21 protein-coding genes, 1 tRNA gene and 3 pseudogenes are annotated in these 25,681 nt (G+C 69.9%); 17 read left to right on the top strand and 8 right to left on the bottom strand.

Annotation, left to right across the window (positions count from 1 at the left end; translation table 11 throughout):
* Positions 1–2 precede the first annotated feature (2 nt).
* From ald to ACLQ22_RS30465, 9 genes are all read left to right on the top strand, one after another.
* Entirely contained in the window at positions 3–1,118 is a 1,116-nt protein-coding gene (gene ald, locus ACLQ22_RS30505; RefSeq protein WP_425695348.1) for an alanine dehydrogenase, read from the top strand.
* 11 nt (positions 1,119–1,129) lie between these two features.
* Positions 1,130–2,119 carry a site-specific tyrosine recombinase XerD gene (locus ACLQ22_RS30500; RefSeq protein WP_425695360.1) on the top strand — a complete coding sequence of 330 codons (990 nt, stop codon included), beginning with the start codon at positions 1,130–1,132 and terminating at the stop codon, positions 2,117–2,119.
* Positions 2,120–2,439: 320 nt separating this feature from the next.
* Positions 2,440–3,363 carry a ParA family protein gene (locus tag ACLQ22_RS30495; protein WP_121397670.1) on the top strand — a complete coding sequence of 308 codons (924 nt, stop codon included), beginning with the start codon at positions 2,440–2,442 and terminating at the stop codon, positions 3,361–3,363.
* Positions 3,364–3,416: 53 nt separating this feature from the next.
* Positions 3,417–4,553: a segregation and condensation protein A gene (locus ACLQ22_RS30490; RefSeq protein WP_425695347.1), complete on the top strand. Its 1,137-nt coding sequence runs from the start codon at positions 3,417–3,419 to the stop codon at positions 4,551–4,553.
* On the top strand, positions 4,550–5,425 hold the full coding sequence (scpB, locus tag ACLQ22_RS30485) for an SMC-Scp complex subunit ScpB (protein ID WP_425695346.1): 876 nt from the start codon (positions 4,550–4,552) through the stop codon (positions 5,423–5,425). Before ACLQ22_RS30490 ends, scpB begins: the two co-directional genes overlap by 4 nt.
* On the top strand, positions 5,412–6,182 hold the full coding sequence (locus ACLQ22_RS30480; protein WP_121397673.1) for a pseudouridine synthase: 771 nt from the start codon (positions 5,412–5,414) through the stop codon (positions 6,180–6,182). Before scpB ends, ACLQ22_RS30480 begins: the two co-directional genes overlap by 14 nt.
* A 157-nt stretch (positions 6,183–6,339) precedes the next feature.
* Complete coding sequence (gene cmk / locus ACLQ22_RS30475; RefSeq protein WP_121397674.1) at positions 6,340–7,020, top strand: (d)CMP kinase; 681 nt, start codon at positions 6,340–6,342, stop codon at positions 7,018–7,020.
* Entirely contained in the window at positions 7,017–8,420 is a 1,404-nt protein-coding gene (gene der / locus ACLQ22_RS30470; RefSeq protein WP_425695345.1) for a ribosome biogenesis GTPase Der, read from the top strand. Before cmk ends, der begins: the two co-directional genes overlap by 4 nt.
* A gap of 199 nt (positions 8,421–8,619) precedes the next feature.
* Positions 8,620–8,693, top strand: a tRNA-Pro gene (locus ACLQ22_RS30465).
* A gap of 69 nt (positions 8,694–8,762) precedes the next feature.
* Here the strand turns inward: ACLQ22_RS30465 and ACLQ22_RS30460 are convergent.
* From ACLQ22_RS30460 to ACLQ22_RS30450, 3 genes and pseudogenes are all read right to left on the bottom strand, one after another.
* A pseudogene (locus ACLQ22_RS30460) lies at positions 8,763–9,898 on the bottom strand (site-specific integrase).
* Positions 9,895–10,113, bottom strand: a complete 219-nt coding sequence (locus tag ACLQ22_RS30455) for a helix-turn-helix domain-containing protein (protein WP_425695344.1) — start codon at positions 10,111–10,113, stop codon at positions 9,895–9,897. Before ACLQ22_RS30455 ends, ACLQ22_RS30460 begins: the two are co-directional and overlap by 4 nt.
* Before the next feature lie 67 nt (positions 10,114–10,180).
* Positions 10,181–10,798, bottom strand: a pseudogene (locus ACLQ22_RS30450) (replication initiator); the annotation flags it as partial.
* Here ACLQ22_RS30450 and ACLQ22_RS30445 point away from each other — a divergent pair.
* Positions 10,781–11,491, top strand: coding sequence for a sigma-70 family RNA polymerase sigma factor (locus ACLQ22_RS30445; protein WP_425695343.1), 711 nt, complete (start codon positions 10,781–10,783; stop codon positions 11,489–11,491). The pseudogene ACLQ22_RS30450 and the gene ACLQ22_RS30445 overlap by 18 nt on opposite strands.
* Positions 11,491–12,297, top strand: coding sequence for a hypothetical protein (locus ACLQ22_RS30440; protein ID WP_425695342.1), 807 nt, complete (start codon positions 11,491–11,493; stop codon positions 12,295–12,297). Before ACLQ22_RS30445 ends, ACLQ22_RS30440 begins: the two co-directional genes overlap by 1 nt.
* A 688-nt stretch (positions 12,298–12,985) precedes the next feature.
* Here ACLQ22_RS30440 and ACLQ22_RS30435 read toward each other — a convergent pair.
* Entirely contained in the window at positions 12,986–13,291 is a 306-nt protein-coding gene (locus tag ACLQ22_RS30435; RefSeq protein ID WP_425695341.1) for a hypothetical protein, read from the bottom strand.
* Positions 13,292–14,230: 939 nt separating this feature from the next.
* On the opposite strand from ACLQ22_RS30435, the gene ACLQ22_RS30430 reads away from it, so the two are divergent.
* The gene (locus ACLQ22_RS30430; RefSeq protein ID WP_425695340.1) at positions 14,231–14,866 is read left to right on the top strand and encodes a DUF4304 domain-containing protein; all 636 of its coding nucleotides are present in this window, start codon (positions 14,231–14,233) and stop codon (positions 14,864–14,866) included.
* A 1,081-nt stretch (positions 14,867–15,947) separates the two neighbouring features.
* On the opposite strand, the gene ACLQ22_RS30425 is transcribed toward ACLQ22_RS30430, so the two are convergent.
* Complete coding sequence (locus ACLQ22_RS30425; RefSeq protein ID WP_425695339.1) at positions 15,948–17,054, bottom strand: hypothetical protein; 1,107 nt, start codon at positions 17,052–17,054, stop codon at positions 15,948–15,950.
* Positions 17,055–17,354: 300 nt separating this feature from the next.
* Positions 17,355–17,498 (bottom strand): annotated as a pseudogene (locus ACLQ22_RS30420) (SMI1/KNR4 family protein); the annotation flags it as partial.
* Between ACLQ22_RS30420 and ACLQ22_RS30415 the strand changes: the two are divergent.
* A complete protein-coding gene (locus ACLQ22_RS30415; protein WP_425695338.1) occupies positions 17,457–17,639 on the top strand; it encodes an FAD-linked oxidase C-terminal domain-containing protein in 183 nt (60 codons plus the stop codon). The pseudogene ACLQ22_RS30420 and the gene ACLQ22_RS30415 overlap by 42 nt on opposite strands.
* Positions 17,640–17,657: 18 nt before the next feature.
* On the opposite strand, the gene ACLQ22_RS30410 is transcribed toward ACLQ22_RS30415, so the two are convergent.
* Positions 17,658–17,798, bottom strand: a complete 141-nt coding sequence (locus ACLQ22_RS30410; protein WP_425695337.1) for a hypothetical protein — start codon at positions 17,796–17,798, stop codon at positions 17,658–17,660.
* Positions 17,799–17,899: 101 nt separating this feature from the next.
* On the opposite strand from ACLQ22_RS30410, the gene ACLQ22_RS30405 reads away from it, so the two are divergent.
* Entirely contained in the window at positions 17,900–18,751 is an 852-nt protein-coding gene (locus tag ACLQ22_RS30405) for an NmrA/HSCARG family protein (protein ID WP_425695336.1), read from the top strand.
* 521 nt (positions 18,752–19,272) lie between these two features.
* A complete protein-coding gene (locus tag ACLQ22_RS30400; RefSeq protein ID WP_425695335.1) occupies positions 19,273–20,817 on the top strand; it encodes a hypothetical protein in 1,545 nt (514 codons plus the stop codon).
* Positions 20,818–21,644: 827 nt separating this feature from the next.
* Here ACLQ22_RS30400 and ACLQ22_RS30395 read toward each other — a convergent pair.
* A complete protein-coding gene (locus ACLQ22_RS30395; RefSeq protein WP_425695334.1) occupies positions 21,645–21,896 on the bottom strand; it encodes a hypothetical protein in 252 nt (83 codons plus the stop codon).
* Between the two features lie 722 nt (positions 21,897–22,618).
* Here ACLQ22_RS30395 and ACLQ22_RS30390 point away from each other — a divergent pair.
* On the top strand, positions 22,619–24,085 hold the full coding sequence (locus tag ACLQ22_RS30390) for an endo-1,4-beta-xylanase (RefSeq protein WP_425695333.1): 1,467 nt from the start codon (positions 22,619–22,621) through the stop codon (positions 24,083–24,085).
* A 191-nt stretch (positions 24,086–24,276) separates the two neighbouring features.
* Complete coding sequence (locus tag ACLQ22_RS30385) at positions 24,277–25,659, top strand: RICIN domain-containing protein (protein WP_425695332.1); 1,383 nt, start codon at positions 24,277–24,279, stop codon at positions 25,657–25,659.
* The last annotated feature ends 22 nt before the right edge of the window (positions 25,660–25,681 follow it).

Here is a 25,681-nt window from a genome sequence, read left to right as displayed (position 1 = left end):
TCGTGAAGGTCGGAATCCCCCGCGAGGTCAAGAACCACGAGTACCGCGTGGCGATCACGCCGGCGGGCGTCAACGAGTTCGTCCGCGGCGGTCACCAGGTCTTCGTCGAGTCCGGCGCCGGCGTCGGGTCCAGCATCGGCGACGACGAGTTCGCCGCCGCCGGGGCCAAGATCCTGGCCACCGCCGACGAGGTGTGGGAGACCGCCGAGCTGGTGCTCAAGGTCAAGGAGCCGATCGCCGAGGAATACCACCGGATGCGCGAGGGGCAGGTGCTCTTCACCTACCTGCACCTGGCCGCCTCGAAGGCCTGCACGGACGCGCTGGTCGACCGCAAGGTCACCGGCATCGCGTACGAGACCGTCGAGCTGCCCGACCGGTCGCTGCCGCTGCTCGCCCCGATGTCCGAGGTGGCCGGTCGCCTCGCCCCGCAGGTGGGCGCCTACCACCTCCAGCGGCAGGGCGGCGGGCGCGGCATCCTGATGGGCGGCGTCTCCGGCGTCTACGCCGCGAAGACCGTGGTCATCGGCGCCGGCGTCTCCGGCATGAACGCCGCCGCGATCGCGCTCGGCCTCCAGGCCGAGGTGCTGCTGCTCGACAAGAACGTGGCCCGGCTGCGCCAGGCCGACGCCATCTACCGCGGCCACCTCCAGACGGTGGCCTCCAACGCGTACGAGATCGAGCGGGCGGTGCTGGACGCGGACCTCGTCATCGGCGCGGTGCTGGTGCCCGGCGCGAAGGCCCCGACCCTGATCTCCAACGAGCTGGTCTCCCGGATGAAGCCGGGCAGCGTGCTGGTCGACATCTCCATCGACCAGGGCGGCTGCTTCGAGGACTCGCGTCCCACCACCCACGCCGAGCCGACCTACCAGGTGCACGACTCGATCTTCTACTGCGTGGCGAACATGCCGGGCGCGGTGCCGCACACCAGCACCTACGCGCTGACCAACGTCACCCTGCCGTACGCGCTGGAGCTGGCCAACCACGGCTGGCGCGAGGCGCTGCGTCGCGACCCGGCGCTGGCGCTGGGCCTGAACACCCACGACGGGCAGGTCACCTACGGCCCGGTCGCCGAGGCGCACGGCATGGCGACCCTCGCGCTGGCCGACGCGCTGGCCTGAGGGGTGGCGGGCTGACCGGCACACCGGACGGGGCCGGTGCGGGCGTGGAGCCCGCGCCGGCCCTGCGTGCCGTGCGCGGCTACCTCGACCACCTCACCGTCGAACGGGGACTGTCGGCGAACACGCTCTCGTCGTACCGCCGGGACCTGGAGCGCTACCTGGCCACCCTGGCGGCGGCCGGCGTGCCGGACCTGGCCGCCGTCGGCCCTGGGCAGGTCGAGGCGCACCTGGCCCGGCTGCGCGCCGGCGACGAGGAGCACCCGCCGCTCGCGGTCTCCTCCGCCGCGCGGGCGGCCAGCGCGGTGCGCGGCCTGCACCGGTTCGCGCTGCGCGAGGGGCTGGCCGGCGCCGACCCGAGCCGGGACGTCCGCCCGCCCACGCCGCCACGCCGGCTGCCCCGCGCGCTGCCGGTCGACGCCGTGGTGCGGCTGCTGGAGACCGCCGGGTCGGTGACCGCCGCCGGCGATCAGGCGCCGCTCGCGCTGCGCGACCGGGCGCTGCTGGAGTTCCTGTACGGCACCGGGGCGCGGATCTCCGAGGCGGTCGGCGCCGCCGTGGACGACCTGGACGTCGACGAGGGCACCGTGCTGCTGCGCGGCAAGGGCGGCCGCACCCGGCTCGTCCCTATCGGGGGGTACGCCGTCGAGGCGGTGCGGGCCTGGCTGGTGCGGGCCCGCCCCGGGCTCGCCGCCGCCGGCCGGGGCACCCCGGCGGTCTTCCTCAACGCCCGCGGCGGCGCGCTGACCCGGCAGGGCGCCTGGACGATCCTGCGCCGCGCCGCCGAGCGGGCCGGGCTGCCGGTGGACGGCCCGGAGGCGGTCTCCCCGCACACCCTGCGCCACTCCTACGCCACCCACCTGCTCGACGGCGGCGCGGACGTACGGGTGGTGCAGGAACTGCTCGGCCACGCCTCGGTGACCACCACCCAGGTCTACACCCTGGTCACGGTCGAGCGGCTGCGCGAGGTGTACGCCACCGCCCATCCCCGGGCGCGGGGTTGACCCGCCCGGTCCTCGCCCGGGCGGGGGGTCGACCGCCGGGGGCGGCCGGATGCCGGTCCGCTCCGGGTGGCCGCCGGCCGGTTCGCGCGGCGCGACGGTGCCCGGGGCGGTGCGCGGCGGACGCCGCCGACGGCTGGCCTGGTCGGCGGGGCGGCGACACGCCGAGCGGGTGCGACCGGGCCGCCGGGCGGTGGCGTACAGTCGGCATCGGCGCGGACCTCCTGGGGCGATGGTGATGCGGACCGGGGTGCGCAGCGGCGCCGCGAAGGACGTCGGACGGCTCCGACGCCGGGTGGTCGTCGGGAGGGGGCAACGAGCACATGGCTGGCAACGGTGACCGTGCCGAGACCTGGACGTCGGAGCTCCGCGAGCAGCAGGCCACGCTCGGGGCGGATCTCGGTCCGGCGGATCCGGCGGCATACACGATGCGCAAGCCGATCCCCGAGCCGATGCCGACCGACCGGCACGGCCCGGCCCGGATCATCGCGATGGCCAACCAGAAGGGTGGCGTGGGCAAGACCACCACGACCATCAACCTGGGCGCCGCGCTGGCCGAGTACGGCCGCAAGGTGCTGCTCGTCGACTTCGACCCGCAGGGCGCCCTCTCGGTCGGGCTGGGGGTCAACCCGCACAACCTCGACCTGTCGGTCTACAACCTGCTCATGCAGGACGACGTCACCGCCGAGGACGTCCTGATCAAGACCGACGTGGCGGGGCTGCACCTGCTGCCGGCCAACATCGACCTCTCCGCGGCCGAGATCCAGCTGGTCAACGAGGTCGCCCGGGAGATGGCCCTGGCCCGCGTGCTCCGCTCGGTCCGCAAGGAGTACGACTACATCCTGATCGACTGCCAGCCCTCGCTGGGCCTGCTGGCGATCAACGCGCTGACCGTGGCGCACGGCGTGCTCATCCCGTTGGAGTGCGAGTTCTTCAGCCTGCGCGGGGTGGCCCTGCTGCTCGACACCATCGACAAGGTGCGCGAGCGGCTCAACTTCGACCTGGAGCTCGAGGGCATCCTCGCGACCATGTACGACAGCCGCACCACCCACTGCCGGCAGGTGCTCCAGCGGGTGGTGGAGGCGTTCGGCGACAAGGTCTACCAGACGGTGATCACCAAGACCGTCAAGTTCCCCGAGTCCACCGTCGCCGGTGCCCCGATCACCACGCTCGACCCGGCCTCGTCCGGTGCCCGCAACTACCGCCAGCTGGCCCGCGAGGTGATCGCCGCCCAGGCCGAGCGGTAGACCGGGATGCACCTTCGCGCCGAGCCGGCCGGGGCGTGGACTACGGTCTTCCGGTGACCGCGCCACCCCTCGACCCTCCGACGACGCCGGAGCAGCCGCCCGTACGGGCCGCCGAGGCCGTCGCCGAGGTGCCGACGGACCCGGCCGGCGTGCCCGGGGCGGCGGAGAGCGCCGGGTTCACCGTCCGGCTGGCGAACTTCACCGGCCCGTTCGACCTGCTGCTCCAGCTGATCGGCAAGCACAAGCTCGACGTGACCGAGGTGGCCCTGCACCGGGTCACCGACGAGTTCATCGCCTACATCCGGGCCATGGGCGACCAGTGGGACCTGGACGAGGCCAGCGAGTTCCTGCTCATCGCCGCGACCCTGCTCGACCTGAAGGCGGCCCGGCTGCTGCCCGCCGCCGAGGTCGAGGACGAGGAGGACCTCGCGCTGCTGGAGGCGCGGGACCTGCTCTTCGCCCGGCTGTTGCAGTACAAGGCGTACAAGGAGGCGGCGGCGCACATCGCCGCGCTGGAGGAGGTCGGCGGCCGGCGCTACCCCCGCGCGGTCACCCTGGAGGCCCGGTACGCCGACGCGCTGCCCGACCTGGTGCTCGGCATCGGCCCGGAGCGGCTGCTGAAGCTGGCGGTCAGGGCGATGACCCCGAAGCCGGTGCCCGAGGTCTCCATCGCCCACGTGCACATGGTCCGGGTCAGCGTCCGGGAGCACGCGGGCATCCTCACCGAGCGGCTGCGCCGCGCCGGCACGGCCACCTTCTCGCTGCTCTGCGCCGACTGCGAGGCCACCCTGGAGGTGGTGGCCCGGTTCCTGGCCCTGCTGGAGCTCTACCGGGAGGGCCTGGTCGCCTTCGTCCAGGAGCAGGCCCTGGAGGAGCTGACCGTACGCTGGACCGGTCCCGCCGAGGGCGGCCCCGACCTGCACGTCGACGAGTACGCCGGCACCCCGCCCGAGCCGGCCCCGACGGTGCCCGAACCGGCGGGCTCCGGCCCGCTGCCGGCGGCGTCGGCCGAGCGGCGGCCGGTGCCGGACGGCACGGCGGACGACATCGACCCAGCCGCGGTGGCAGGTGTGGCGGCGGACGACACCGGCTCGGCTGCGGCGCACACGGGCTCGGCGGAAGACAGCGGGACGGCGCCGGGTGTGGCGGCGGACGGGAACGGGACGACGACGGAGGAGCGAGCGGGATGAGCAGCGAGGAGCGTCGGGACTCCCTGGCCGACCAGGCCGCCGCGTGGGTACCGCCCTGGCAGCGCCCCACGGCCCCCGTCCCGGCTCCCGAAACCGGAGATCTTGGTACCTCCACGCCCCCAGAGGGGCCTGAACCTACCAAGATCTCCGGAGATGTTGAGGGTGTGGCGGCGGATGCGCCTGGGGAGGGCGGCGGGTTCGGGGAGACGGGCGGCGGGTTCGGGGAGACGGGCGGCGGGGAGGGTAAGGGCGGTCGGGGCGTATCCGCGAAGGGTGCTGCGGGGCGACGGCGGGCGGCGCCGGCCCCCGAGCCGGCGCCGGAACTCGACGACGCGGAGCTGCGCGGGGCGCTGGAGGCGATCCTGCTGGTGGTGGACGAGCCGGTCAGCGAGCTGGTCCTCGCCCAGGTGCTGGAGCAGCCCGCCGAGCGGATCGGGCCGATGCTGGACGAGATCGCCGCGGGCTACACGGCCGCCGGACACGGCTTCGAGCTGCGCCGGGCCGCGGGTGGCTGGCGTCTCTACACCCGGCCGGAATACGCCACCTACGTGGAGCGGTTCGTACTGGACGGGCAGTCCGTGCGGCTGACCCAGGCCGCGCTGGAGACACTGGCCGTGGTCGCCTACAAGCAGCCCGTCACCCGAGGGCGGATCTCCGCCATCCGGGGTGTCAACTGCGACGGGGTGATCCGTACCCTGGTCTCCCGCGGGTTGGTCGAGGAGTGCGGCACCGAACCGGACAGCGGGGCGTTCCTCTACCGGACCACCACGATGTTCCTGGAGAAGCTCGGGCTGAACAGCGTCGACGACCTCCCGCCGCTGGCCCCGTTCCTTCCCGACGACGTAGAAGAGCTTGCCGATGCCACGCGATGACCGCACGCCCCGTCCCGACGCGCCCGCCTTCGAGGGGGCCGAGCGCCTGCAGAAGGTGCTGGCCGCCGCCGGCGTGGGCTCCCGGCGCGCCTGCGAGGACCTGATCTTCCGCCGCCGGGTCACCGTCGACGGTCGGGTCGCCCAGCTCGGCGACAAGGTCGACCCCGCCACGGCCGTGATCCACGTCGACGGCGAACGCCTCGTCGCCGACACCCGACTGGTCTACCTGGCCATGAACAAGCCCCGCGGGGTCGTCTCCACGATGGCCGACGAGAAGGGCCGCACCGCGCTCGCCGACTTCCTCGGCAACCGGGTGGAGCAGCGGGTCTACCACGTCGGGCGGCTCGATGCCGACAGCGAGGGCCTGCTGCTGCTCACCAACGACGGCACCCTCGCACACAAGCTGATGCACCCGTCGTACGGGGTGCAGAAGACGTACCTCTGCGAGGTGTCCGGGCCGATCCCGCGCAACCTCGGCAAGCGGCTGATGGCCGGCGTGGAGCTCGAGGACGGGCCGGCGAAGGTCGACTCCTTCCGGGTGGTGGACACGCTGGGACGGACCGCCCAGGTGGAACTGAGCCTGCACGAGGGGCGCAAGCACATCGTCCGCCGCCTGCTCGGCGAGGCCGGTCATCCGGTGAGCCGGCTGGTGCGTACCGCGATCGGGCCGATCCGGCTGGGCGACCTGCGCGCCGGGCGGACGCGGCGGCTGACCAACGCGGAGGTCGCCGCCCTGTTCAAGGCCGTGGGTGACTGACCCCCGAGTTCGGGGTACGGCTGCCGGTAGGCTCCCTGGCGGCCCGGCGCCGGCGGCGCCCGTCGGGCGGCGCGACGCCGGGCATCATTGAGAACGTTTGGACAACCGCTCGCGGCACATCCGGTGTTTCGTGAGGTACGGGCTGAGGAGGACGACGGTGGAGGAAAACGAACGGGCCGGGCGATGTGTGGTCGCTGTGGACGGACCGTCCGGTTCGGGTAAGTCCACCGTCTCGCGGCGGCTCGCCGTCGGCATCGGTGCTCGCTATCTCGACACCGGCGCCATGTACCGCGCCATCACCTGGGCGGTGCTGCGCTCGGGGGTCGACCTGACCGACGCCGAGTCGGTGGCCAAGGTCGCCGGCGAGGTGGACCTGCGCATCGGCACCGACCCCCAGGGGTACGGCGTGACCGCCGACGGCGTGAACGTCGACGCCGAGATCCGCGGGCCGGAGGTGACCGGGGCGGTCTCCGCCGTGGCCGCCGTGCCGGCGGTGCGCGCGCTGCTGGTCACCCGGCAGCAGGAGATGATCACCAACGCCGGCCGGATCGTGGTCGAGGGCCGCGACATCGGGTCCGTGGTGGCCCCGGACGCCGACCTGAAGGTCTACCTCACCGCCTCCGAGGCGGCCCGGGCCGCCCGGCGCAGCGCCGAGGACGCCACCGACGTGGCGGCGACGGCGGCCGACCTGGCCCGGCGGGACCGGCTCGACTCGACGCGCAAGGCCGACCCGCTGACCCAGGCCGCCGACGCCGTGGTGCTGGACACCACCGAGTTGGGCATCGACGAGGTCGTCGGGCGCCTGCGCGACCTGCTGACCGATCGGGGAGTGGCATGACCGACACCGACGGGTGGATCGAGCTGCGGGAACCGGACGTCGACATCGAGGAGCCGACCGGTCCGCAGCCGGTCGTGGCCGTGGTCGGCCGCCCCAACGTGGGCAAGTCGACCCTGGTCAACCGGATCATCGGCCGCCGCCAGGCGGTCGTCGAGGACGTCCCCGGGGTCACCCGGGACCGCGTGCCGTACGACGCGCAGTGGGCCGGCCGGCAGTTCACCGTGGTGGACACCGGCGGGTGGGAGCCCGACGCCAAGGACCGGGCGGCCGCGATCGCGGCGCAGGCCGAGACGGCGGTCGCCACCGCCGACGTGGTGCTGTTCGTGGTCGACGCGATGGTCGGCTCGACGGACGTGGACGAGGCGGCCGTACGGATGCTGCGCCGCAGCGCCAAGCCGGTGATCCTCGTCGCGAACAAGGCCGACAACACCGCCATCGAGATGGAGGCGACCTCGCTGTGGTCGCTGGGCCTGGGTGAGCCGTACCCGGTGTCGGCGCTGCACGGGCGTGGTTCCGGCGACCTGCTCGACGCCATCATGGACGCGCTGCCGGAGGCCCCGAAGATCGTCGAGAACCGTCCGCGCGGCCCGCGCCGGGTGGCCCTCGTCGGCCGGCCGAACGTCGGCAAGTCCAGCCTGCTCAACCGCTTCTCGGGCGAGGAGCGGGCGGTCGTCGACTCGGTCGCCGGCACCACCGTGGACCCGGTCGACAGCCTGGTCGAGATCGGCGGGGAGACCTGGCAGCTGGTCGACACGGCGGGCCTGCGCAAGCGGGTCGGCAAGGCCAGCGGCACCGAGTACTACGCCAGCCTGCGGACCGCCTCGGCGATCGAGGCCGCCGAGGTCGCCGTGGTGCTGCTGGACTCCAGCGAGCCGATCAGCGAGCAGGACCAGCGGATCCTGTCCATGGTCACCGAGACCGGCCGGGCGCTGGTGATCGCCTTCAACAAGTGGGACCTGGTCGACGCCGACCGCCGGTACTACCTGGACAAGGAGATCGAGCGCGAGCTGCGCCGCATCCCGTGGGCGATCCGGCTCAATTTGTCGGCGCAGACCGGCCGGGCGGTCGACAAGCTCGCGCCGGCGCTGCGCAAGGCCCTGGCCAGCTGGGAGACCCGCGTACCGACCGCGCAGCTCAACTCGTGGCTGACCGCGCTGGTGCAGGCGACCCCGCACCCGGTGCGGGGCGGGCGGGCGCCGAAGATCCTCTTCGCCACCCAGGCGGGCGTGGCGCCGCCGCGCTTCGTGCTGTTCACCACCGCGCCGCTGGACGCCGGCTACCAGCGGTTCGTCGAGCGCAAGCTGCGCGAGGAGTTCGGCTTCGAGGGCAGCCCGATCGAGATCTCCGTACGCCCCCGCAAGAAGCTCGGCCCGGGCGGCCGGGGCAAGGCGCACGGCTGATCCGCCGGACCTGAGAGCCGGGTGGGAGCACGCTCCCACCCGGCTTTTTTGCTGCCCATCAACTCCCCTATCCTCCTAGGACGCTCTAGGGGAGGTGGGCGGAACGACGCGTTCCGGCGCGGGAGGGGGCAGTGCGGACGGCGCGAAGATCCTGCGCTAAGCTGTACCGGCTGTCGCGGGGAGATCCGCGCGGGAGCATCGGGACGTGGCGCAGCTTGGTAGCGCACTTGACTGGGGGTCAAGGGGTCGTCGGTTCGAATCCGGCCGTCCCGACGCAGCTCAGAGGGCACATCCAATTTATGGACGTGCCCTCTTGTCGTAGCTGGGTGACTAACTGAGTGACTATCGCTCAGCGCCGAAGATCCGATCCATTACGACCGCGCCGCCCAGGAGCACCGGCCGCAGTTGGTGCCGGTAGACGGTCTCGGTGACGGTCGTGCCGGCGTGGCCGCACAGGTCGGCTATCTGCTCGATGCTCATGCCGCTGTCGGACAGCAGCGAAACAAAGCTGTGCCGCAGCTCGCGGGGAGTCCAGTCGCGCGGGTCGAGGCCCGCTTTGGCGACGACGGGGCGGAAGGCCCGCAGCACGTTGTGCCGGTCGAGGGCCGTGCCGGCTGCGGAGGGGAAGACGAGGCGGTCGGCGGCAGGCCGGCCCTGACGCTCGCGGTGGGTGGTGAGCGCGGTAACGCACCGGGCGGGCAGGGCCAGGGTGCGACGCGACTTCTTGGTCTTGGTGTCCCCGTCGGCGCGGACCGAGCGCCACACCTGGATGGACGGTGGCACGGGTAGGTCGTTGTCCGGCTCGCCGGTGAGGTCGACGTGTGCCCAGGTAAGGGCGCGCAGTTCTTCGGTACCCGCGCGCCGGTCAGCAGTGAGAGCACGATGTAGGCGTGCAGGGAGCTGTCTTCGGCAGCGACCAGGAGCGCCTTGGCCTGATCGAAGGTCAGTGACTTGGACGGCCGCCCGGTGCGACCGGACGGGACTGCGCAGAGAGCCACGACGTTGCGCTTGACCTTGTCTCGCGCCATGGCCCGGTTGACCGCGCGGTTCAGCAAGGAGTGGAGCAGACGCAGGGTGCGGGTGCTCAGGTACCGGGACTTGCCCAGAAGCCAGCGGTCTACGTCGGTTGCACTGAGATCCCGCAGCTTCCTCGCCCCGAGGTCGCTGATGATGTGGGAGCGCACGAGGGTGGTGTAGTTCGACTTGGTGTTCTCGGACTGGTTACTCAGGCCATAGGTGAGCCAGTCGTTGAGAGCATCGGCCACGGTGTGTCCGTCTTGGACCAGGGCGAGGCCGTCTTCGTAGTCGCGGATCTTCTCCCGCAGCTTGGTGCGGGCTTCGGTCTTGGTCTTGCCGCTGCCTTTGCGCACGATGCGCTTGCCGGCTGGGGTGTAGCCGACGGTGACGGTGGCGATCCAGCGTTGCCGGGACTCGTCCCAGTGCAGGCCGCCTTCTCCTCGGGCGCGGCGAGTGGTCATCGGGAGCCTCCTTTCTGGGCTTCCTGTTCGAGCAGGTCGACGTAGGCGGTGATCGCGGCGGCGGGGACGAGACGGGTGCGGCCCTGTCGGACGGTGCGCAGCCGGCCGGCGCGGATCTGTTCGTAGATCACGGATCGGGACAGGCTGAGCAGGCGCATTGCCTCGGTGATCCGATAGAGCGCCCTGGGAGGGGCGTCGAGAGCGGGTGCAGTCAAACGGTGCTCCTTCTGTTCGGGGACAGGTTGACCGTCAAGGCTGCCTTGACGGTGGATCGGGGCCAGGTCAGGCGGCGGCGGCAAGTTCCTCTCGTGCGATCTCGTGCCTCTCGCGCGCCATGGCGGCGGCGGTGTTGGCCAGGAGGGCGTCTCCGGTGGTGCGCCAGCCGGAGCCGGCATAGGTCAGCAGCCCGACGATCAGCGTGGTGTCGTCGTCGGCCTGGTCGGCGTATTCGTGGCCGGTCTCGGTGCGTCGCCAGATGATGCGGGCGTCGCGCAGGATGCGGAAGGTGACGGAGTAGCGGCGGCTTTTGGTGAGGAAGTGGCCGCCGAAGCCGAGCATGTGCGCCCACTGCCGGAGTTGTTGCCAGTCGGGGTGGCCGCCGAGGGTCCAGCAGGCGTCGACGAGCCGTTCGGGGTGGGTGCCCTGGTGGTTGGCGTAGAGGTCGATGACCTCGCCGTCGAGGCGGCGGGAGACGTGCCCGGTGGCCTCGGTGCTCTTGGTGGCGTACTTGGCGAGGTAGCCGGCGACCTTCCCATCGGTGATGTCGCCGTCAGCGTTGATCGGCCGCACGTCGAGGCCCTTGTCGGGCTCGCCCCAGGTGATGTGCCAGCCGGCCGGCTGGGTGGGGTGGGGGCGGGTGGTGAAGGCGACCGTGGCGGCGGCGTGCCGGACGGCGGCGATATGACCCATGCGCAGATCGCCCAGATGGTCGGCATGACCCGTGCCCGAGTCGGTCAACTCCTGTCCTCCGGACCCCGGCCGGAACGGGCGATGCTCGGCACCGGCCCGCTGACCGTGGCGGTCGGTGGCAAATTCGAGGCGGGCAAGAAGGACCCGTACGCGGTCGTCTCCGCCGAGATGCTTGCCACCTATGAGAAGCTGTCCAACCTCGCCCGGGGACTCGGGTTGAAGACCGAGTACGAAGTGGTGCCGCCACCCGGGATGGTTGACCTGAACCGTACGAACCTGGTCGTGGTCGGCAGCCCACGGATTCTGCCGTTCGTCGGACAGGTGCTCGCCTCTGACCCGAAGCTGGGCTTCGGCAAGGACGACGGCGGCCTGTACCTGGTGAACCACCAGACCGGCGAGGAGTTCCACTCGCCGTCCGACAAAGGCCAGCCGGTCGACTACGGGTACATCGGCCGACTTCCCCGGCCGGACGGGCGTGGCACGTTCCTGTACCTCGCCGGCATCCACGCCATGGGCACCCTCGGCGTCGCGCAGTACCTCGAAGACCACCTGGACGAGCTGTACCGCGAGGTGAAGAACCGCCGATTCTCCCTGCTCGTCGCCTCCACCTACGACCCCGCTACCCGCACGATCAAGAAGGTCGACGCGCTGACGCCGATCTACCGCAGCGAGGGCGTGGCCTGATGCGCGTCGCGACCGCATCCGAGGCCGGCAACCCCACATCACCCAACGAGGATTGGGCAATGGCCAGCGAGAACTTGATCGTGGTCCTCGATGGAGCCACCGCCCGTACCGGGACCGGATGCACCCACGGGATTGCCTGGTACGCCGCCAAGCTCGGCTCAGCTCTCGCTGGCCTAGCCACCGACCGCGACTCTGAGCTGGCCAACGCGCTGATGTACGGCATCCGCTTCACCGCCGACCAGCACCGCGACACCTGCGACCTGAGTCACCCCGGCACACCGTCGGCGGCAACGGCCATGCTGCGGCTCAAGGACACCGTGCTGGAATACCTGGTGCTCGGTGACGTCACGGTGCTCATCGACACGGCCGATGGCATCCAGGTCATTACCGACGACCGGGTGGACAAGACCGCCCGCGCCGAACGCGACGAGGCCGACCGTCACCCGTTCGGATCGGCCGAGAAGCAGGCAGCTCTGCTGCGGATGAAGCACGCCGAGCTGGCCGCCCGCAACCAACCCGGCGGCTACTGGGTGGCAGCCGCGGACCCGTTCGCCGCCCAGCACGCTATCACCGGAGAAGTTCCGCTCGACAGCGTCCGGCGAGTCGCCGTGCTCACCGACGGAGCCGCCCGCCTCGTCGCCCTGTTCGGGCTGCTCAATTGGCCCGACGTGCTCGACGTCCTGGAGCAGAACGGCCCCACCGAACTGATCCGTCGGGTACGCGCCATCGAGGCCGCCGACCCATCTTGCATGAAGTGGGCACGCAACAAGAGCAGCGACGACGCCACCGCCGTCTACGCGGCCTGAGCAGCCATTTTGCGACTGGTCCGGCCGACTGCCGGCGAGGTGGTGAGGACTTTCTACACAGTCTCAAGGCGGCCCGCAGCGGGCCGCACGCGCCGCCGCCTGGGCGCGCGCCGGCCGCTGCCGCTGTCGCTCTGCGGCCGTCACGCCTGATGCCCGGCGGCTGGCGCGGAGAGCGGGAAGCCCGGAGGGCCGCCGCAAAACGACAGGCTGTTGACCGGTGGTGTGGTGGACCGGCAGCCGGCCGGGCCGCGCGGCCGGCATGCCGCACGGCGTAGGGAAGCGCACGCCGGACCGTCGGGCGGTCGCGGTCCGTACGGGGTTGGGGTTACGGCGCCTCCGGCGGGGGCGCTCCGGCTCCGGGATGGCCAAGATCCGTCGGCGGGTCGCGGTTCGTGGGTGGTTGCGCGAGCCATCCCGCCCGCCATCGACCCGGGCAAGCCGAGTAGACCACCGCCCGGCGCGCCAGCGTCCGAACTTGCGTCAAGGCCGTCTTGACGTGGCGCACCGGGCGGCGGCCCGCTCCCACGATGGGCGGGCCGAGGGCAGACGGGATGGAGGCTCGGGCGGCGTGTTGTTAACGATCAGCGCAGGCCGCGTCCTTGAACATGGGCGTTCCATGTCTCAGCAGTTCTACGGCCCGTCAGCGGTGCATCCACTGGTCTCCACCAACCCAGCATCGTTGAGCGAGTCACCAGGACGATCCACCGCCACTGTCACTATGACTGTCGCTGTAGAAACCGCCCTCGGCCTGCGCGTCCTCGCGCCGCTCGTCGCCGTACTTCCTGATCTTAGTCTTGCCGAAGTGCTCGCCAGTGCCGCGCGGGCTCCTATTGCGAAGGGCGCGCTTCTCTTGGCCGAGTTCATGCGTCGCTCGCCGTGCGCGCTCCATAGGAGTCAGCCGGGCCAGCCGTCGCTGCTGGGCGATTCTGACGGCAGCAGCGGCGCCGAGTAGTACGGCAATCGCTACCGTGATCAAGACCCATGTACGCGCCATGCCCGAAGGGTAAATCGCTCGTCAAGTGCCCGACGACAGCCGTCGGTGCTCCGCACCCGCGTTCACATCGAAGGCGTCCAGTGGCTCCACGTCGGTCCCGACGGACATCGGGGGCAGCCTGTCGTCTCACATGCCTCAACGTCCCAATGGATGTTGCCCGTCGCCGAGCAGTCTTGCCGACTGCACTCCGTCGAGTCATCCTCATGCAGGGTCACCGTTCCAAGACACGACGGAGCGGGCTCAACGCCATGCGGGAACCGGGCCACGAGCACCCTCCTGAGTGACTAACTGGGTGACAATCCGGAAGCACAACGCTGGACGTCGGTGGACACTCGCGGACGATCTGGCCCAGCGTAGCGGGCGGCCGCCGCAGGCCAGGGCGTCGTGATAGTTGCCTGGGGGTCAAGGGGTCGTCGGTTCGAATCCGGCCGTCCCGACGCAGGTCAGAGGGCTGATCCGGACATCGGGTCGGCCCTTCTTGGCGTTTTGGGGACCACGCCGGTCAAGTGCGCCGCCTGGTAGCGCATCTTGACCGCTGGTCAATTCTTGATGCGTTAATGCGGGATGCCTGCCGAATCGTTCGCTATCTGCATTAAGGCGGCCCGCAAACGGGCCGCGCCGGCACGGCCCCGGCCTGCTGGCGACCTCTGGCCGGCATCGGCCGGGGCCGGCCGGCCACGCTGAGGGACGATCAGGACCAGAAGACCTCGGGGCTCCGCCCCGAACCCCGGCCCTCCTCAGAGATTGGCCGGGCGGGATCCCTCGCCGGGCACCCAAGGGCTACCAGCCTTCCAGACCGGGCCAAGGTCGTTCGGCTCTGGTAAGGCGCTCCACCTTGTCCCGGTCTGGGAAGGCTGGACGGTCTGCGACTGCCCGACGAGGAGAACCCGCTTTCCTTCCTGCTTGGTACGCTTCGCGCCCCGGTGAGGAGGCGCGTAGATGTCCCTGAAATGGTTGTTCAACAACTTCGTCAGAGCCGTCGGAGACCAGCTCGCCGGGTACGGCTTCGAGCGCGGAGAGGGTGGGCGAGTCTTCCGCCGGTTCTCACCCGAGGGCGATGCGCTCATCATCGAACTGCAGATCTCAGATCACTCTAGCCGGTCGGAGAAGGTCTTCTATATCAACGTCGCCCTGGTGCTGGCACCGAAGTGGGAATGGGACCGTCAGCGAACCGGACGGCCGGATTCGGAGCTACCCCGCCACTACAACGGCATGTGGCGGAGGCGGCTCGGCTTCTCCGGCCTGTCGGGCGACGACCAGTGGCGCATCGCCGACGAGAGCACGGCGGCCGAGGTGTCCGACCAGGTGTCGCGGCACCTGGACGAGATCGTGCCGAACCTCCTACCCCTGCTCGATCGCATCGTCCTGCTTGACGAGACTCCGGACATCCTCGGCCCGGGAGCCTGGCTGCTGCGCGCGTGGCTGCTCGCGGAACAGGGCCCGACCGAGGAACTGAAGCACTTGCTGTTCGTGGAGCGACCGGCGCACACCCACGACTCCGTCCCGACCAAGACCGTGTGGAACTATGCGAACAGCAAGGCGGCGGCTGAGAGCAGCGGAAAGCTCAGGACGTAGCTGCGTCCAGCAGCCGCAGGGCCGTCCACGGGCGAGTAGCCGCGAGATCCAGCGGTCACGAGCGGGCACGACTGGTAACCGAACCGGGCGCCGTGTGAGCAGGCGTTTCGGGCATCACGGCCAGTTGAGCACGCTCTTCGAAACTGACGATCTGCGTTCGCGGGCCGCCTGGAACTAGTTCCCACCGCCACCTGCATCGCCGCCAGCGCCCCCGTCCGGCGGAGGGTGAAGCAAATCAGGGGGCCCGTCGTCGGACCGGGAGTTTCGTGGCTTCAACAGAGCGATCACCATGAGCACTAGGAGGGGCAGCAGGATCGCGACGACGACAACAATCCTCACCGTCTCGATCACTGACACCACGAAACGAGCCTACGATCGCCGGGGGGTGGAGTCCAGGCGGCGCAGTCCGCATCTAGTCCGCAGAAGGGCGACGGACAACGGGGGATTGGTGAGAGATGCCGAGAGGCTTTTTCGCTGCTAGACCACCATGTGTCCAGGTCGACGGATCGCCCATTTTGATCTCATAATCCTCCGGTCGCGCCGTGCCTGTTGCGTGCCTGTTGGCACGGGTGCCGAGGGTCAACGGCGGTCGGCTTTTGGAGGTGGCCGCCAGCCTGGCAGCGCAGGTCGGGCCAGCTCCTTGCCGAGCCGCTTCCGCCCGTGTCCACACTTCCTAAACCGCCTGCTGCGGTCGCTGGAGCGTGTCAGCGTCCCGGGGACCAAGTGGGGACCACACGGCCTGCGCGATGGTGCGCGGCACGACGTCGGCCGCACGGACTGACCTTGGGGATAGCGTGTGTGACGTGCGTGGCCGTGTGGCGAAGCATCCTGGGGGTCAAGGGGTCGTCGGTTCGAATCCGGCCGTCCCGACCGGTTGACCTGGGGAGATGAAGATCTTCTCGGGTGACGGCGGTAACATTCGGTAACGGATGATCTTTGTTGGCGGTAACGGGCGTGGACCGTGGGCCGCCGATCGGCTGACAATGGAACCCCTGACCTGCCGTTTCTATCTGCATCCCGGATGAAGCGGCATTGTGGTCTCTTGATTCCGCGTCAAGCGCTCCAGATCTGCCAGCTGTCACTACGTCGGATGTTTCGACGAGCCTGAATGCGGCCGGATCGTCGGCGCTCCCTGGTCCTGGTCGTCACGAGTTCGACCGGTGGACAGTGGAGCAACTTGTCCTCGCGTCGGCGGAGAGGTCGACGTCGACCTGGCTCGGGCGACTACCTCCTGAGCAGTTCGATGAGCGCGGTGTCGCCTTGGGCCAGGATCGGCGGGGCCATGCAGCGGTGTGGCCAGGACCCGTCGGCAATGGTCGAGTTCGATGTAGACCACGTCGCTGGTGATCGTGGCGTCCTGTAGGGCGGCGAAGCGATCTGCGGCGACTGAGCACCGCTCAGCGGGGCGCAGCAGTGCCAACTTCCGCTCGATGGCCACCCGCCGCTGCTGTGGCAGGAGCAGTCCGTATTCGAAGGTCCAGGTTGGCCGGGGCGTTCCCTGCTGCTGCGCTGGCACCCGGTACACGCACAGACGTACCTGGGACGGGAGCGACACCCGGCCCAGCCGAGGGAGGAGCTTCGGGTCCTTGGTCTCGGTGGCCACCACGTCTGACCAATCCTGGTTGCATCCGGAGGCGGCCGCTCCGGCCGACACGACCTCCCGTACGACCTTCTCCGAGACGGAGGTCAGGCGCAGGGCTCGCACCGCCTCTGATACCTCGGGGCGCGGCCTGCGGCAGCTGTCCGTCGGTAGTCCCGGACGGATCCACTGCCCTTGCGCGTCTAGTAACAGCAGGTTCGGCACCCAGGCCATCTCCAGGGTGCAGGCTTCGACGGTGGTCGTGTCATCGGGTAGGCGCAGTGCGGCAAGAAGCGCCGTCACGTCGGTGGCCCGGCCCTCGGTGAGGACCAGGTCCTCACCGAGGTCGGCGCGTCGCTTCGGCTCGAGCTGGCAATGAATCGCAGCCGCCACCGTGAAGTCGGTGCCCAGGCGGGGCAGGGCGAGGGCGTCGGGAGGGCGTCCGTCGTCTGCTACCGAAGCGTCGACCGCGCAGGAGGTCCACGCGGATCGGATCGTTGGCTTGCCGGTTGCCGCAGCGGACCGCGGCGCCACCCGCCCATCGGCGGGTGCCTCGACCGCCGTGGGCGCACCCGCACATGCGGCCAGTCCGGCCAGGGCCATCACCACGACGAGCCCTCTGACAACTACTCGCATATCGCTCCTTGACGTCCGAATACACGCAATCCGTGCACCTCTGCAACGATGTCATCCGCGATGCGGTTCCCGGCCAGCTCCCCGGGCCTTGCTTGAGTGGCGGCGGAGCGGTCGGTCGCGGTCGTCGTCGCCCGACGGTCGTCCGTCAGCACGCTACAGTCGGGCGCCGTGACCAGCGCTTTCGTCGTCGTGATCTCTTCGGCGCACCCGAAGGCGTCAGTGACCGTCGCGCACCGCACATCCATTGCCGAAGAACAGGTGCGGATCCCGCGATCAGTCGTCCCCGTCGTACTCGGATTCGTCGATGAGGCCTGCCAGGAAGGTCTCGAAGTCGGGGGCGAGGATCGTGATCTGGTAGTTCCACTCCTGGTCGACGTGTACGACGGTTGGCTGACCGGGGGAGCGGTAGTCGAGGGCGCCGAGCACGGGCTCGGTCAGTCGAAGCGGGGGATCATCGCCGACTACAACGACAGCCAGGAGCTGCATCTGATGCGGGGCCTGAAGCAGTTGCTCGATCCGCGTCGGCCGATGAATCCCGGCAGGGTGCTGCCGGGGTGAACCGCCTGTAGGGAGCGGTCACGGGCGGGTCGCGGCCACCACGGTGTCCAGGGCGTCGACCGTCTCGTCCCGCAGCCGGACCGGACGCCGGGCCGTCTCGGCCCGGCTGATCTGCATGCCGGGCAGCTCGGCGACCACCATCTCCGGCATCGGCAACACCGCGGGATCCTGCGGGCCGCCGGTGCCGGCGGTGAGGAGGATACCGTGGAGCGCGGCGACGACCGGTCGCCGCGCTCGCTCGCTGTCAAGGGGTGACTTCGATGGCCGATGCGCCGATCTTGGTGCTTGGGGCGACCGGCGGTCAGGGCAGCGCCGTTGTCGAGGCGTTGTTGGGCCGCGGGGCCCGGGTGCGAGCGCTGGTGCGCGACCCGAAGCGGGCGGCGGCTCGCCGGTTGACCGACCGGGGCGTCGAGGTGGTCACGGGATCGCTGGATGATCCCAGCTCGCTGGCCACGGCGATGGCGGGCGCGGGGGCCACCTTCGCGCTCACGACTCCATTCGAGGCGGGCGTGAATGCCGAAGTGGCCCAGGGGCGGGCGATCTTGGCAGCCGCCGGCGAAGCTCGAGTGCCGCACCTGGTGTTCAGTTCCGTGGCCGGCGCCGATCAGGGATGCGGTGTGCCGCACTTCGACAGCAAGGCGCGGATCGAAACCGAGATGGCTGCTGGTGACGTCCCCTACACGATCTTGGGGCCGACGTACTTCTTCGACAACGCCCTCGGCGGGGCGGACCGCATTCGCAGTGGGGTGCTCGATCTGCCGCTGCCGGCGGATCGGCCGCTGCAGCAGCTTGCCCGCACTGACCACGGCGCCTTCGCCGCGCAGGTGCTTCTCGACCCCGCCCCCTACGTCGGGCGACGTATCGAGCTGGCCGGCGATGCCCCCACCCCCGCCAAGATGGCGGCCGCACTGAGCGCGGCGCTGGGACGGGAAGTGCGCCATGAGAGGGTGCCGCTGGCCGATATCGGCAATCCGGACATGCACGCGATGTGGGCGTTCTTGAATGGGCCGGGCTACCAGGTCGACATCCCCGCGCTGCATGCCGCCCACCCAGAGGTTGGTTGGACCAGCTTCGCCGATTGGGCCCACCGCACGTTTGGATCTGTTTCGTGAACATTCCCGGCTGACGACCGCTGCCCGTATCCCTGCTCCGCATCCCCGACGGTGGGGCACGGCGGGTGCCCTCGGACGCGCCCGCCCCGAGCGACGCTGACCGCGACAGGGCGTCCGCCAAGCCACCCCGGCCGGTCATGGCGCGGATCGTCGCGGTCGCGTCAGCCCCGTGTCGTGCGCTTCGCCTGGTCAAGGGGCGGGCACGGCTGGCTGGAATCATGGACGCCAACCCACTCGACTTGTCACGGTCGACGATGCGCCGGTCCTGGCGGAGCTGCTCCGCGCCAACCGCGACTTCCTGGCGCCACGGAGCCGATCCGAGGCGAGGACTACTTCACGGTGGGCGGCCGACCCGCGAGAAGACCCCGTGCCGACGCGTGGCCCGACGCAGCACCGGCCGCGCCAACCATCGCGGATCCTCGACGCATCCGCTGATCGTCGTCGCGCCGCTCTGACGGCACCAAGGCGTCTTGACGTCCTCAAATAGGATCAGGGCTCGTCCTGTCAGTAGGAGGGTGTCGATGCGTCGGGCGCTGCGGATGGGTACGCCGATCTTTCTGCTCATCCTGCTCGGTGCGGTCGGCTGGTACGCCTCGTACGCCACCACCGTCCTCGTGTGGGAGCTGCGCAAACTCGTGCCCTGGCTGGTAGCGCCGGCCCTGCTGGCCCTGCTCGCCGGGGCGCCGGCCCTGGTGCGACTGCTCACCCACCGGTTCCGCGAGCGCAAGACCACACCCGAGTTGACCAGGGGGACCATCGTCCTCGGTTGGCTGGGCGCCGCCGTCGGACTGGCCCTTGGGGCGTGCTGGCTGGTCTACGGCGAATACCTCCAGGATCGGGCGTACGGGACCACCATGCGGGTGGTGAGCGATCCGGTCCCGGAGCTGGCCGCACGTGCGCCGTACCTGGTCGGCAAGGCACAGGCCGCGCCCAACCTGGGCGACGTCACCGGCGAGATCACCGACGTCAGCTACCTGCCCGACTCCGACCGGTTCGCCGTCCTGGTCGAACGGCGCGGCTGGTTGGCCGGTTACGAGGTCGGTCTGATGCAGGAGGTACCGCTCGGCGGCAACAGCCGGGCGCAGCAGCGGTGCCAGTTCGACGTGTCGGCCGCCGACGCGCGCATCGGCGGCTGGTTCAGCCACAATCTGGGCCGGAAGATCTCTGCCGAACGGCGCTGGGCCCGGTTCTCCGCCGACGACGCGTACGTCTACTGCCAGGGCGACAACCCGATCGTGGTGGTGCCGCTGAAACGGCAGACCGGAATCCTGGTGGTGACCGAACGGCCGGCCGGTGTGGCGCAGTACGACGGCCGAACCGGAAAGGTCACGATCACTGACGACACGACGAAGGTGCCCGGACCGTCCTACCCGATCAGCCTGGCCGCCCGGCAGCGGGAGGGCACCACCGCCGTCGGCGGTTTCGTCGACTGGTGGTTCGAGCGCAGCGGCTGGGACGCCTCCGAGGACGGCGCCAACGAGGGCAACGAGTCGGAGTTCACCCTCCGCTACCGCGACGGCAGTGGACGCAGCGCGTACGTCACCCCGCTCACCCCGCAGGGCGAGGCCAGTTCGGTGGTGGCGGTGTCGACCGTGCCGACCCGGCACCCCGGCCCCGGTCTCGCCCCGCTGACCGTGCACCGGCTCAGCCCGACCTGGTCGTCGCCTCAGGCGATCGTCGCCCTGATCAAGGCGGAGTACCGGGACGTCTGCTGCTGGAACGACGACCAGGTGTTCGAGGTGGTGCCGACCGGCGGCAGCACGTGGACCGCCACACTCGGCAGTGAGCAGAGCATCCGGTACCGGGTGGAGGGCCGGGGCCAGATCAACGGCCGGGAGGCAACCTGCCTGAAGAACGCCGACGGCACCCTCGTCCGGTGCGCGTACGCCGCCCCCGGCTCGCCTGAGGAGCAGGAGCTGCAACGCCGGGAGCAGCAGAAGCAACGGGAGCAGGCGGCGAACGGCGGCACGGACCCGGGCGACCTGACGAAGTACACCGACGAGCGGTTGGCCGAGCTGCACCGGCGGGTCGCCGAGGAGGTCGACCGCCGCCTCAAGGAGCGGTAGCGGTCGGTGACTGGTCCACTGGGCAGCCGCGCTGCCAGGACCAATGCCACGTCATCACACCTCGTTCAGGTCGGCCTGCATCTGCGCCGCCTCGTGGCGGCCGTCCACGGCCCGGTCGACCTGCTCGGTCGCGAGCATCGTTGGGCGGCGCTTCTGCCGCCAGGCGACGCGGGTTGCCCAGGTCGTAGCGTGCCCGCCCGGACCAGTCGAGCCGGCTATCCAGGCTTACTACGCCGATCATAGGTCCCCGCAGGTCCCCGAGCCGGTTCGCGACGACGTAGGGCCGCTGGTCGGCGTAGCGGGAACCGGCCGGCGCTCCGCCGGTGTTGGAACCACCCATGATCGACAAGCCTCCCTCAGGAGGCCTCCTGACGACAACGCTATGACCCACGGTAGTCGACGTTGCCGCCGGGTAGGGGATGGCCGGGCCGCCGATCTGCCCATCGATGCTCGGAGTCTCCGACGGTCGCACGATACGGCCGACCCGGGCCGAACGGCCTGGCACGAGGAGTGCTTGACGATCCGCGGTAACGAGTCCGGTAACCGAGAAGATCGCAACCTGCGGATGAGGCGGTAAGGCACGGGACGGCACGCATTTCGGTCTGTCGTTTCTATCCGCTCTCAAGGATTTTTCGACCTGTTCCGTCAGGGCGTGACAGAATCGTGTAAAACTGGGGGTCAAGGGGTCGTCGGTTCGAATCCGGCCGTCCCGACAGTAAAACGGCAGGTCAGGGCCTTGATTCACTTCGGTGGGTCGAGGCCTTCTTGCTGTTCCCTCTCACAATTCATCATGTACGCGCGTACTGCTGAATCTCGGGGCGTTGGAGTCACCCGAACAGCCCTGATCCGAGGTGCTCAGCCGCCACCTTCAGATGGTTGCTGTCGACGTAGACGTCGCCCGCCTTCAGCCGCTCCTTCTTCTGCAGAGTCTGAAACGCCTTCAGAACCTTCGCGGCCGTCGCCGGCATGGGTGGGCCGCGTTTGCCGGCCGCCGACTTGGCCTGCTTCTCCTCGACCTCGCGTCGACGAGCGTCCGGTGTTCTCCCCGGCCGCGATCGTGCCGGCCTCGAGGTCGACATCGGACCAGGGCAGCCCACACGCTTCGGCCGGTCGCAGGCCCATCGGCGACCAGGCATACGGCGTACAGGCGGTCGTTCGTGAAACCGGTCAGGAATGCCTTCACCTCTTCCTGGGTCCAGGGCCTGCGCTCAGCTTGTGCTTCGGCGGTCCGGTCGGCGAGCTTCGGCGCGTCCCCGATGGGGTTGAGCCGCAAGTGGTGGATGGGCGTCGGCCGCGCCGTGAACGTGGCGATGTCGGGGCCCGGCGACCGGCGGCCATCACTCGCTCCGGGTGCGCCCTGCCCGAGCGACTGTGAACGATAACAGAGCCGCAGCCGGTCGCATCTGCGGTAGCGATCCCATCCGGCTCGCCGAGCGTTTCGTGAGGCAGAAGTGACCAAACGGCTGGGCCGTCCTGACGGATGAGCGCGTCGTGGGGCTGAGGAATTGATGATTAGTTACGTCTTGACGATGGCGATGTTATCGCTCACCCTCGATGTCGAGGCTGACTGCGGCCGTGGCTCACCGGGCGGGCCCTCGCTGGTCGACCTCGCGATCGTGACGTCCTCCCAGGGCATGCGGACGTCACCTCAGGACATCCGCTGGCGACAGCGACCGGACTGCCGGTGTCGGTGCCGTCCACCTCACTGACCGTCCGCGAGTCGCGTCCGCCGTTCCGGACCGGCTTCCCGAACCAACTGGCACATCACCATCACCGGTATTGATGACGGGATAGGAACGCCATGACATCCAAGAGAACCCTGCTGTCGGCGATGGCCCTCGCCGTGGCGCTGACTGCGGGTATGACGGCGACGCTGGACTCCACGGCCAGTGCCGGGACCACCCTGAAAGCGTCCGCAGCCGAGAGGGGTCGCTACTTCGGCGCGGCCGTCGCGACGGGCAAGCTCTCCGACAGCCAGTATGTCGGCATCCTCAACCGCGAGTTCAACAGCGTCGTCGCCGAGAACGAGATGAAGTGGGACGCCACCGAGCCCCAACAGGGCCGGTTCAGCTACACCGGCGGCGATCGTCTCGTCAGTCACGCTCGGGCCAACGGCATGAGCGTGCGGGGTCACGCCCTGCTCTGGCATGCGCAGCAACCGGGTTGGGCGCAGAGCCTCTCCGGTAGCGCGTTGCGCAACGCCGCGATCAACCATGTCACCCAGGTGGCCAGCCACTTCCGAGGCCAGATCCACTCCTGGGACGTGGTCAACGAGGCGTTCGCCGACGGTGGCGGCGGCGGACGGCGTGACTCCAACCTGCAGCGCACGGGCAACGACTGGATCGAGGCGGCGTTCCGCGCCGCCAGGGCGGCCGATCCCGGTGCGAAGTTGTGCTACAACGACTACAACACCGACGGCGTCAACGCGAAGTCGACCGGTGTTTACAACATGGTGCGGGACTTCAAGGCCCGGGGCGTGCCGATCGACTGCGTCGGTTTCCAGTCCCACCTGGGCACCTCGCTCCCGGGTGACTACCAGGCCAATCTGCAGCGCTTCGCCGACCTCGGGGTCGACGTGCAGATCACCGAGCTCGACGTCATGAAGGGCTCCAACCAGGCCAACATCTATGCCGCGGTCACGCGCGCCTGTCTGGCCGTCTCGCGTTGCAACGGCATCACCGTGTGGGGTGTGCGGGACAGCGACTCCTGGCGCGGCACCGACGACGCCCTGCTCTTCGATCGATCGGGCAACAAGAAGCCGGCGTACACCGCCGTCCTCAATGCCCTCAACGAGGGCGGCAGCCCGCCCTCCACACCGCCACCGGGCCTTCCGGTGGACACCAGTGCCTGGTATGTGCTGGTGAACAGGAACAGTGGCAAGGTGTTGGACGTGTACAACCTCGCGACCAATGACGGTGCACGGATCACGCAGTGGGCGCGGAACAACGGCAACCAGCAGCAGTGGCAGTTCGTGGACTCGGGTGGTGGCTACTACCGGTTGAAGTCCCGGCACTCCGGCAAGGTGTTGGACGTCTACAACTTCTCCACCTCCGACGCCGCGGCGATCGTGCAGTGGAGCGACGGCAACGGCACGAACCAGCAGTTCCGGCTCGCCGAATCGGCCGGAGGTTACGTGCGTGTGATCAACCGCAACAGCGGCAAGGCCGTGGAGGTGCAGGGCGCGTCCACCAGCGACGGGGCGAACGTCGTCCAGTACACCGACTGGGGCGGCAACAACCAGCAATGGCAACTGATCCGTATCGGTTAGCTGGTCTTCCGTTCGGTGGCGCGGACGGCATCCGTTCGCGCCACCGCAGGCGGGCAACCGGCCAGGGACGTGGCCCGGTAGCCGCATCGCGCCCGCACGACGAACACCGTGCCGACGCCGGACGTCGGCACGCACCCCAGGCGACCCGCGTGCGTTCCGCTCGCGGATGACCCCGACCAGAGGAGTGGACCATGAGTGCCATCGGTGCGGCTCGTCCCGCCCTTCCATCGAGGCGTCGCTGGCGGTCAGGCCTGGCCGCGGCGGCTGCGGCGGTCATCGCGGCCGGCACGTTGGTCGCCGTGAACGCAGCCCCCGCGGCCGCGGCGACCGTGGACACCAACGCCTGGTACTTCCTGGTGAACAGGAACAGCGGCAAGGCGCTGGACCTCTACGCCTCGGCCACTAACGACGGTGCGCGGATCAGCCAGTGGACGCGGAACGGCGGGGCGAACCAGCAGTGGCAGTTCCTGGACTCAGGTGGCGGCTACTACAGGCTGAAGTCCCGGCACTCCGGCAAGGTCCTCGATGTGCACAACTGGTCGACCGCCGACGGCGCAGCGATCGTGCAGTGGTCCGACACCAACGCGGCGAACCAGCAGTTTCGGCTCGCGGACTCGGACGGCGGTCACGTCCGGCTGATCAGCCGGCACAGCGGCAAGGTCGTGGAGGTGCAGGGCGCCTCTACCGCCGACGGTGGGAACATCGTGCAGTACTCCGACTGGAACGGCGCCAACCAGCAGTGGCAGCTTGTCCGCGTGGACAGCGGCAACCCACCGCCGGGAGGCGCCGGGTGCGGTAGGGCCCCGACGCTGTCCAGCGGCACGCACACGATTCAGAGCAACGGCAAGAGCCGCTCCTTCATCCTGCGGGTGCCCGCCAACTACAACAGCAACAACCCCTACCGGCTGATCTTCGCGTTCCACTGGCGCGGCGGCACCATGCAGGAGATCTCCTCGGGCGGCACCAGCGGGACGGCATGGTCCTACTACGGGCAGCAGGAGCAGTCGAACAACAGCGCGATTCTGGTCGCGCCCCAGGGAATCGGCAACGGCTGGGGCAACGCCGGCGGTGAGGACGTCACCTTCGTCGACGACATGATCAGACGGATCGAGAGCGACCTCTGCGTCAACCCGAGACAGCGGTTCGCCCTCGGCTTCAGTTGGGGCGGCGGCATGAGCTATGCGCTCGCCTGCGCGCGGGCCACTGTCTTCCGGGCGGTCGCGGTCATCGCTGGCGCACAGATCAGCGGGTGTAGCGGTGGTACGCAGCCCATCGCGTACTTCGGGCTGCACGGCATCTCGGACAACGTCCTGAACATCTCGCAGGGGCGTTCGTTGCGCGATACGTTCGTCCGGAACAACGGTTGCGCCGCCCAGAATCCGCCCGAGCCGGGGCCGGGCAGCCGTACGCACGTCACGACCGCCTACTCCGGCTGCAGGGCCGGCTACCCGGTCCAGTGGGCCGCGTTCGACAACGGTCACATGCCCGGGCCGGTGGACGGGACGTACGCCGAGAGTGGCGTTACCACCTGGACCAAGGGTGAGATCTGGAGGTTCTTCGCGCAGTTCTCGTGACGCGGACGGGTCAGCCGGCGCC

The organism is Micromonospora sp. DT178, assembly GCF_049841695.1.
GTDB lineage: Bacteria > Actinomycetota > Actinomycetes > Mycobacteriales > Micromonosporaceae > Micromonospora.
The sequence above is the reverse complement of the archived record's forward strand: the minus strand, read 5'-3'. Positions and strand labels throughout refer to the sequence as shown.

Coding starts and splice junctions, on each gene's coding strand:
- ACLQ22_RS30440 (WP_425695342.1), top strand. CDS start 11,491: ATGCGCGTCGCGACCGCATCCGAGGCCGGCAACCCCACATCACCCAAC.
- scpB (WP_425695346.1), top strand. CDS start 4,550: ATGAGCAGCGAGGAGCGTCGGGACTCCCTGGCCGACCAGGCCGCCGCG.
- ACLQ22_RS30400 (WP_425695335.1), top strand. CDS start 19,273: ATGCGTCGGGCGCTGCGGATGGGTACGCCGATCTTTCTGCTCATCCTG.
- ACLQ22_RS30430 (WP_425695340.1), top strand. CDS start 14,231: ATGTCCCTGAAATGGTTGTTCAACAACTTCGTCAGAGCCGTCGGAGAC.
- ACLQ22_RS30390 (WP_425695333.1), top strand. CDS start 22,619: ATGACATCCAAGAGAACCCTGCTGTCGGCGATGGCCCTCGCCGTGGCG.
- ACLQ22_RS30495 (WP_121397670.1), top strand. CDS start 2,440: ATGGCTGGCAACGGTGACCGTGCCGAGACCTGGACGTCGGAGCTCCGC.
- ACLQ22_RS30435 (WP_425695341.1), bottom strand. CDS start 13,291: ATGGCGCGTACATGGGTCTTGATCACGGTAGCGATTGCCGTACTACTC.
- der (WP_425695345.1), top strand. CDS start 7,017: ATGACCGACACCGACGGGTGGATCGAGCTGCGGGAACCGGACGTCGAC.
- ACLQ22_RS30385 (WP_425695332.1), top strand. CDS start 24,277: ATGAGTGCCATCGGTGCGGCTCGTCCCGCCCTTCCATCGAGGCGTCGC.
- ACLQ22_RS30480 (WP_121397673.1), top strand. CDS start 5,412: ATGCCACGCGATGACCGCACGCCCCGTCCCGACGCGCCCGCCTTCGAG.
- ACLQ22_RS30395 (WP_425695334.1), bottom strand. CDS start 21,896: ATGTCGACCTCGAGGCCGGCACGATCGCGGCCGGGGAGAACACCGGAC.
- ACLQ22_RS30405 (WP_425695336.1), top strand. CDS start 17,900: ATGGCCGATGCGCCGATCTTGGTGCTTGGGGCGACCGGCGGTCAGGGC.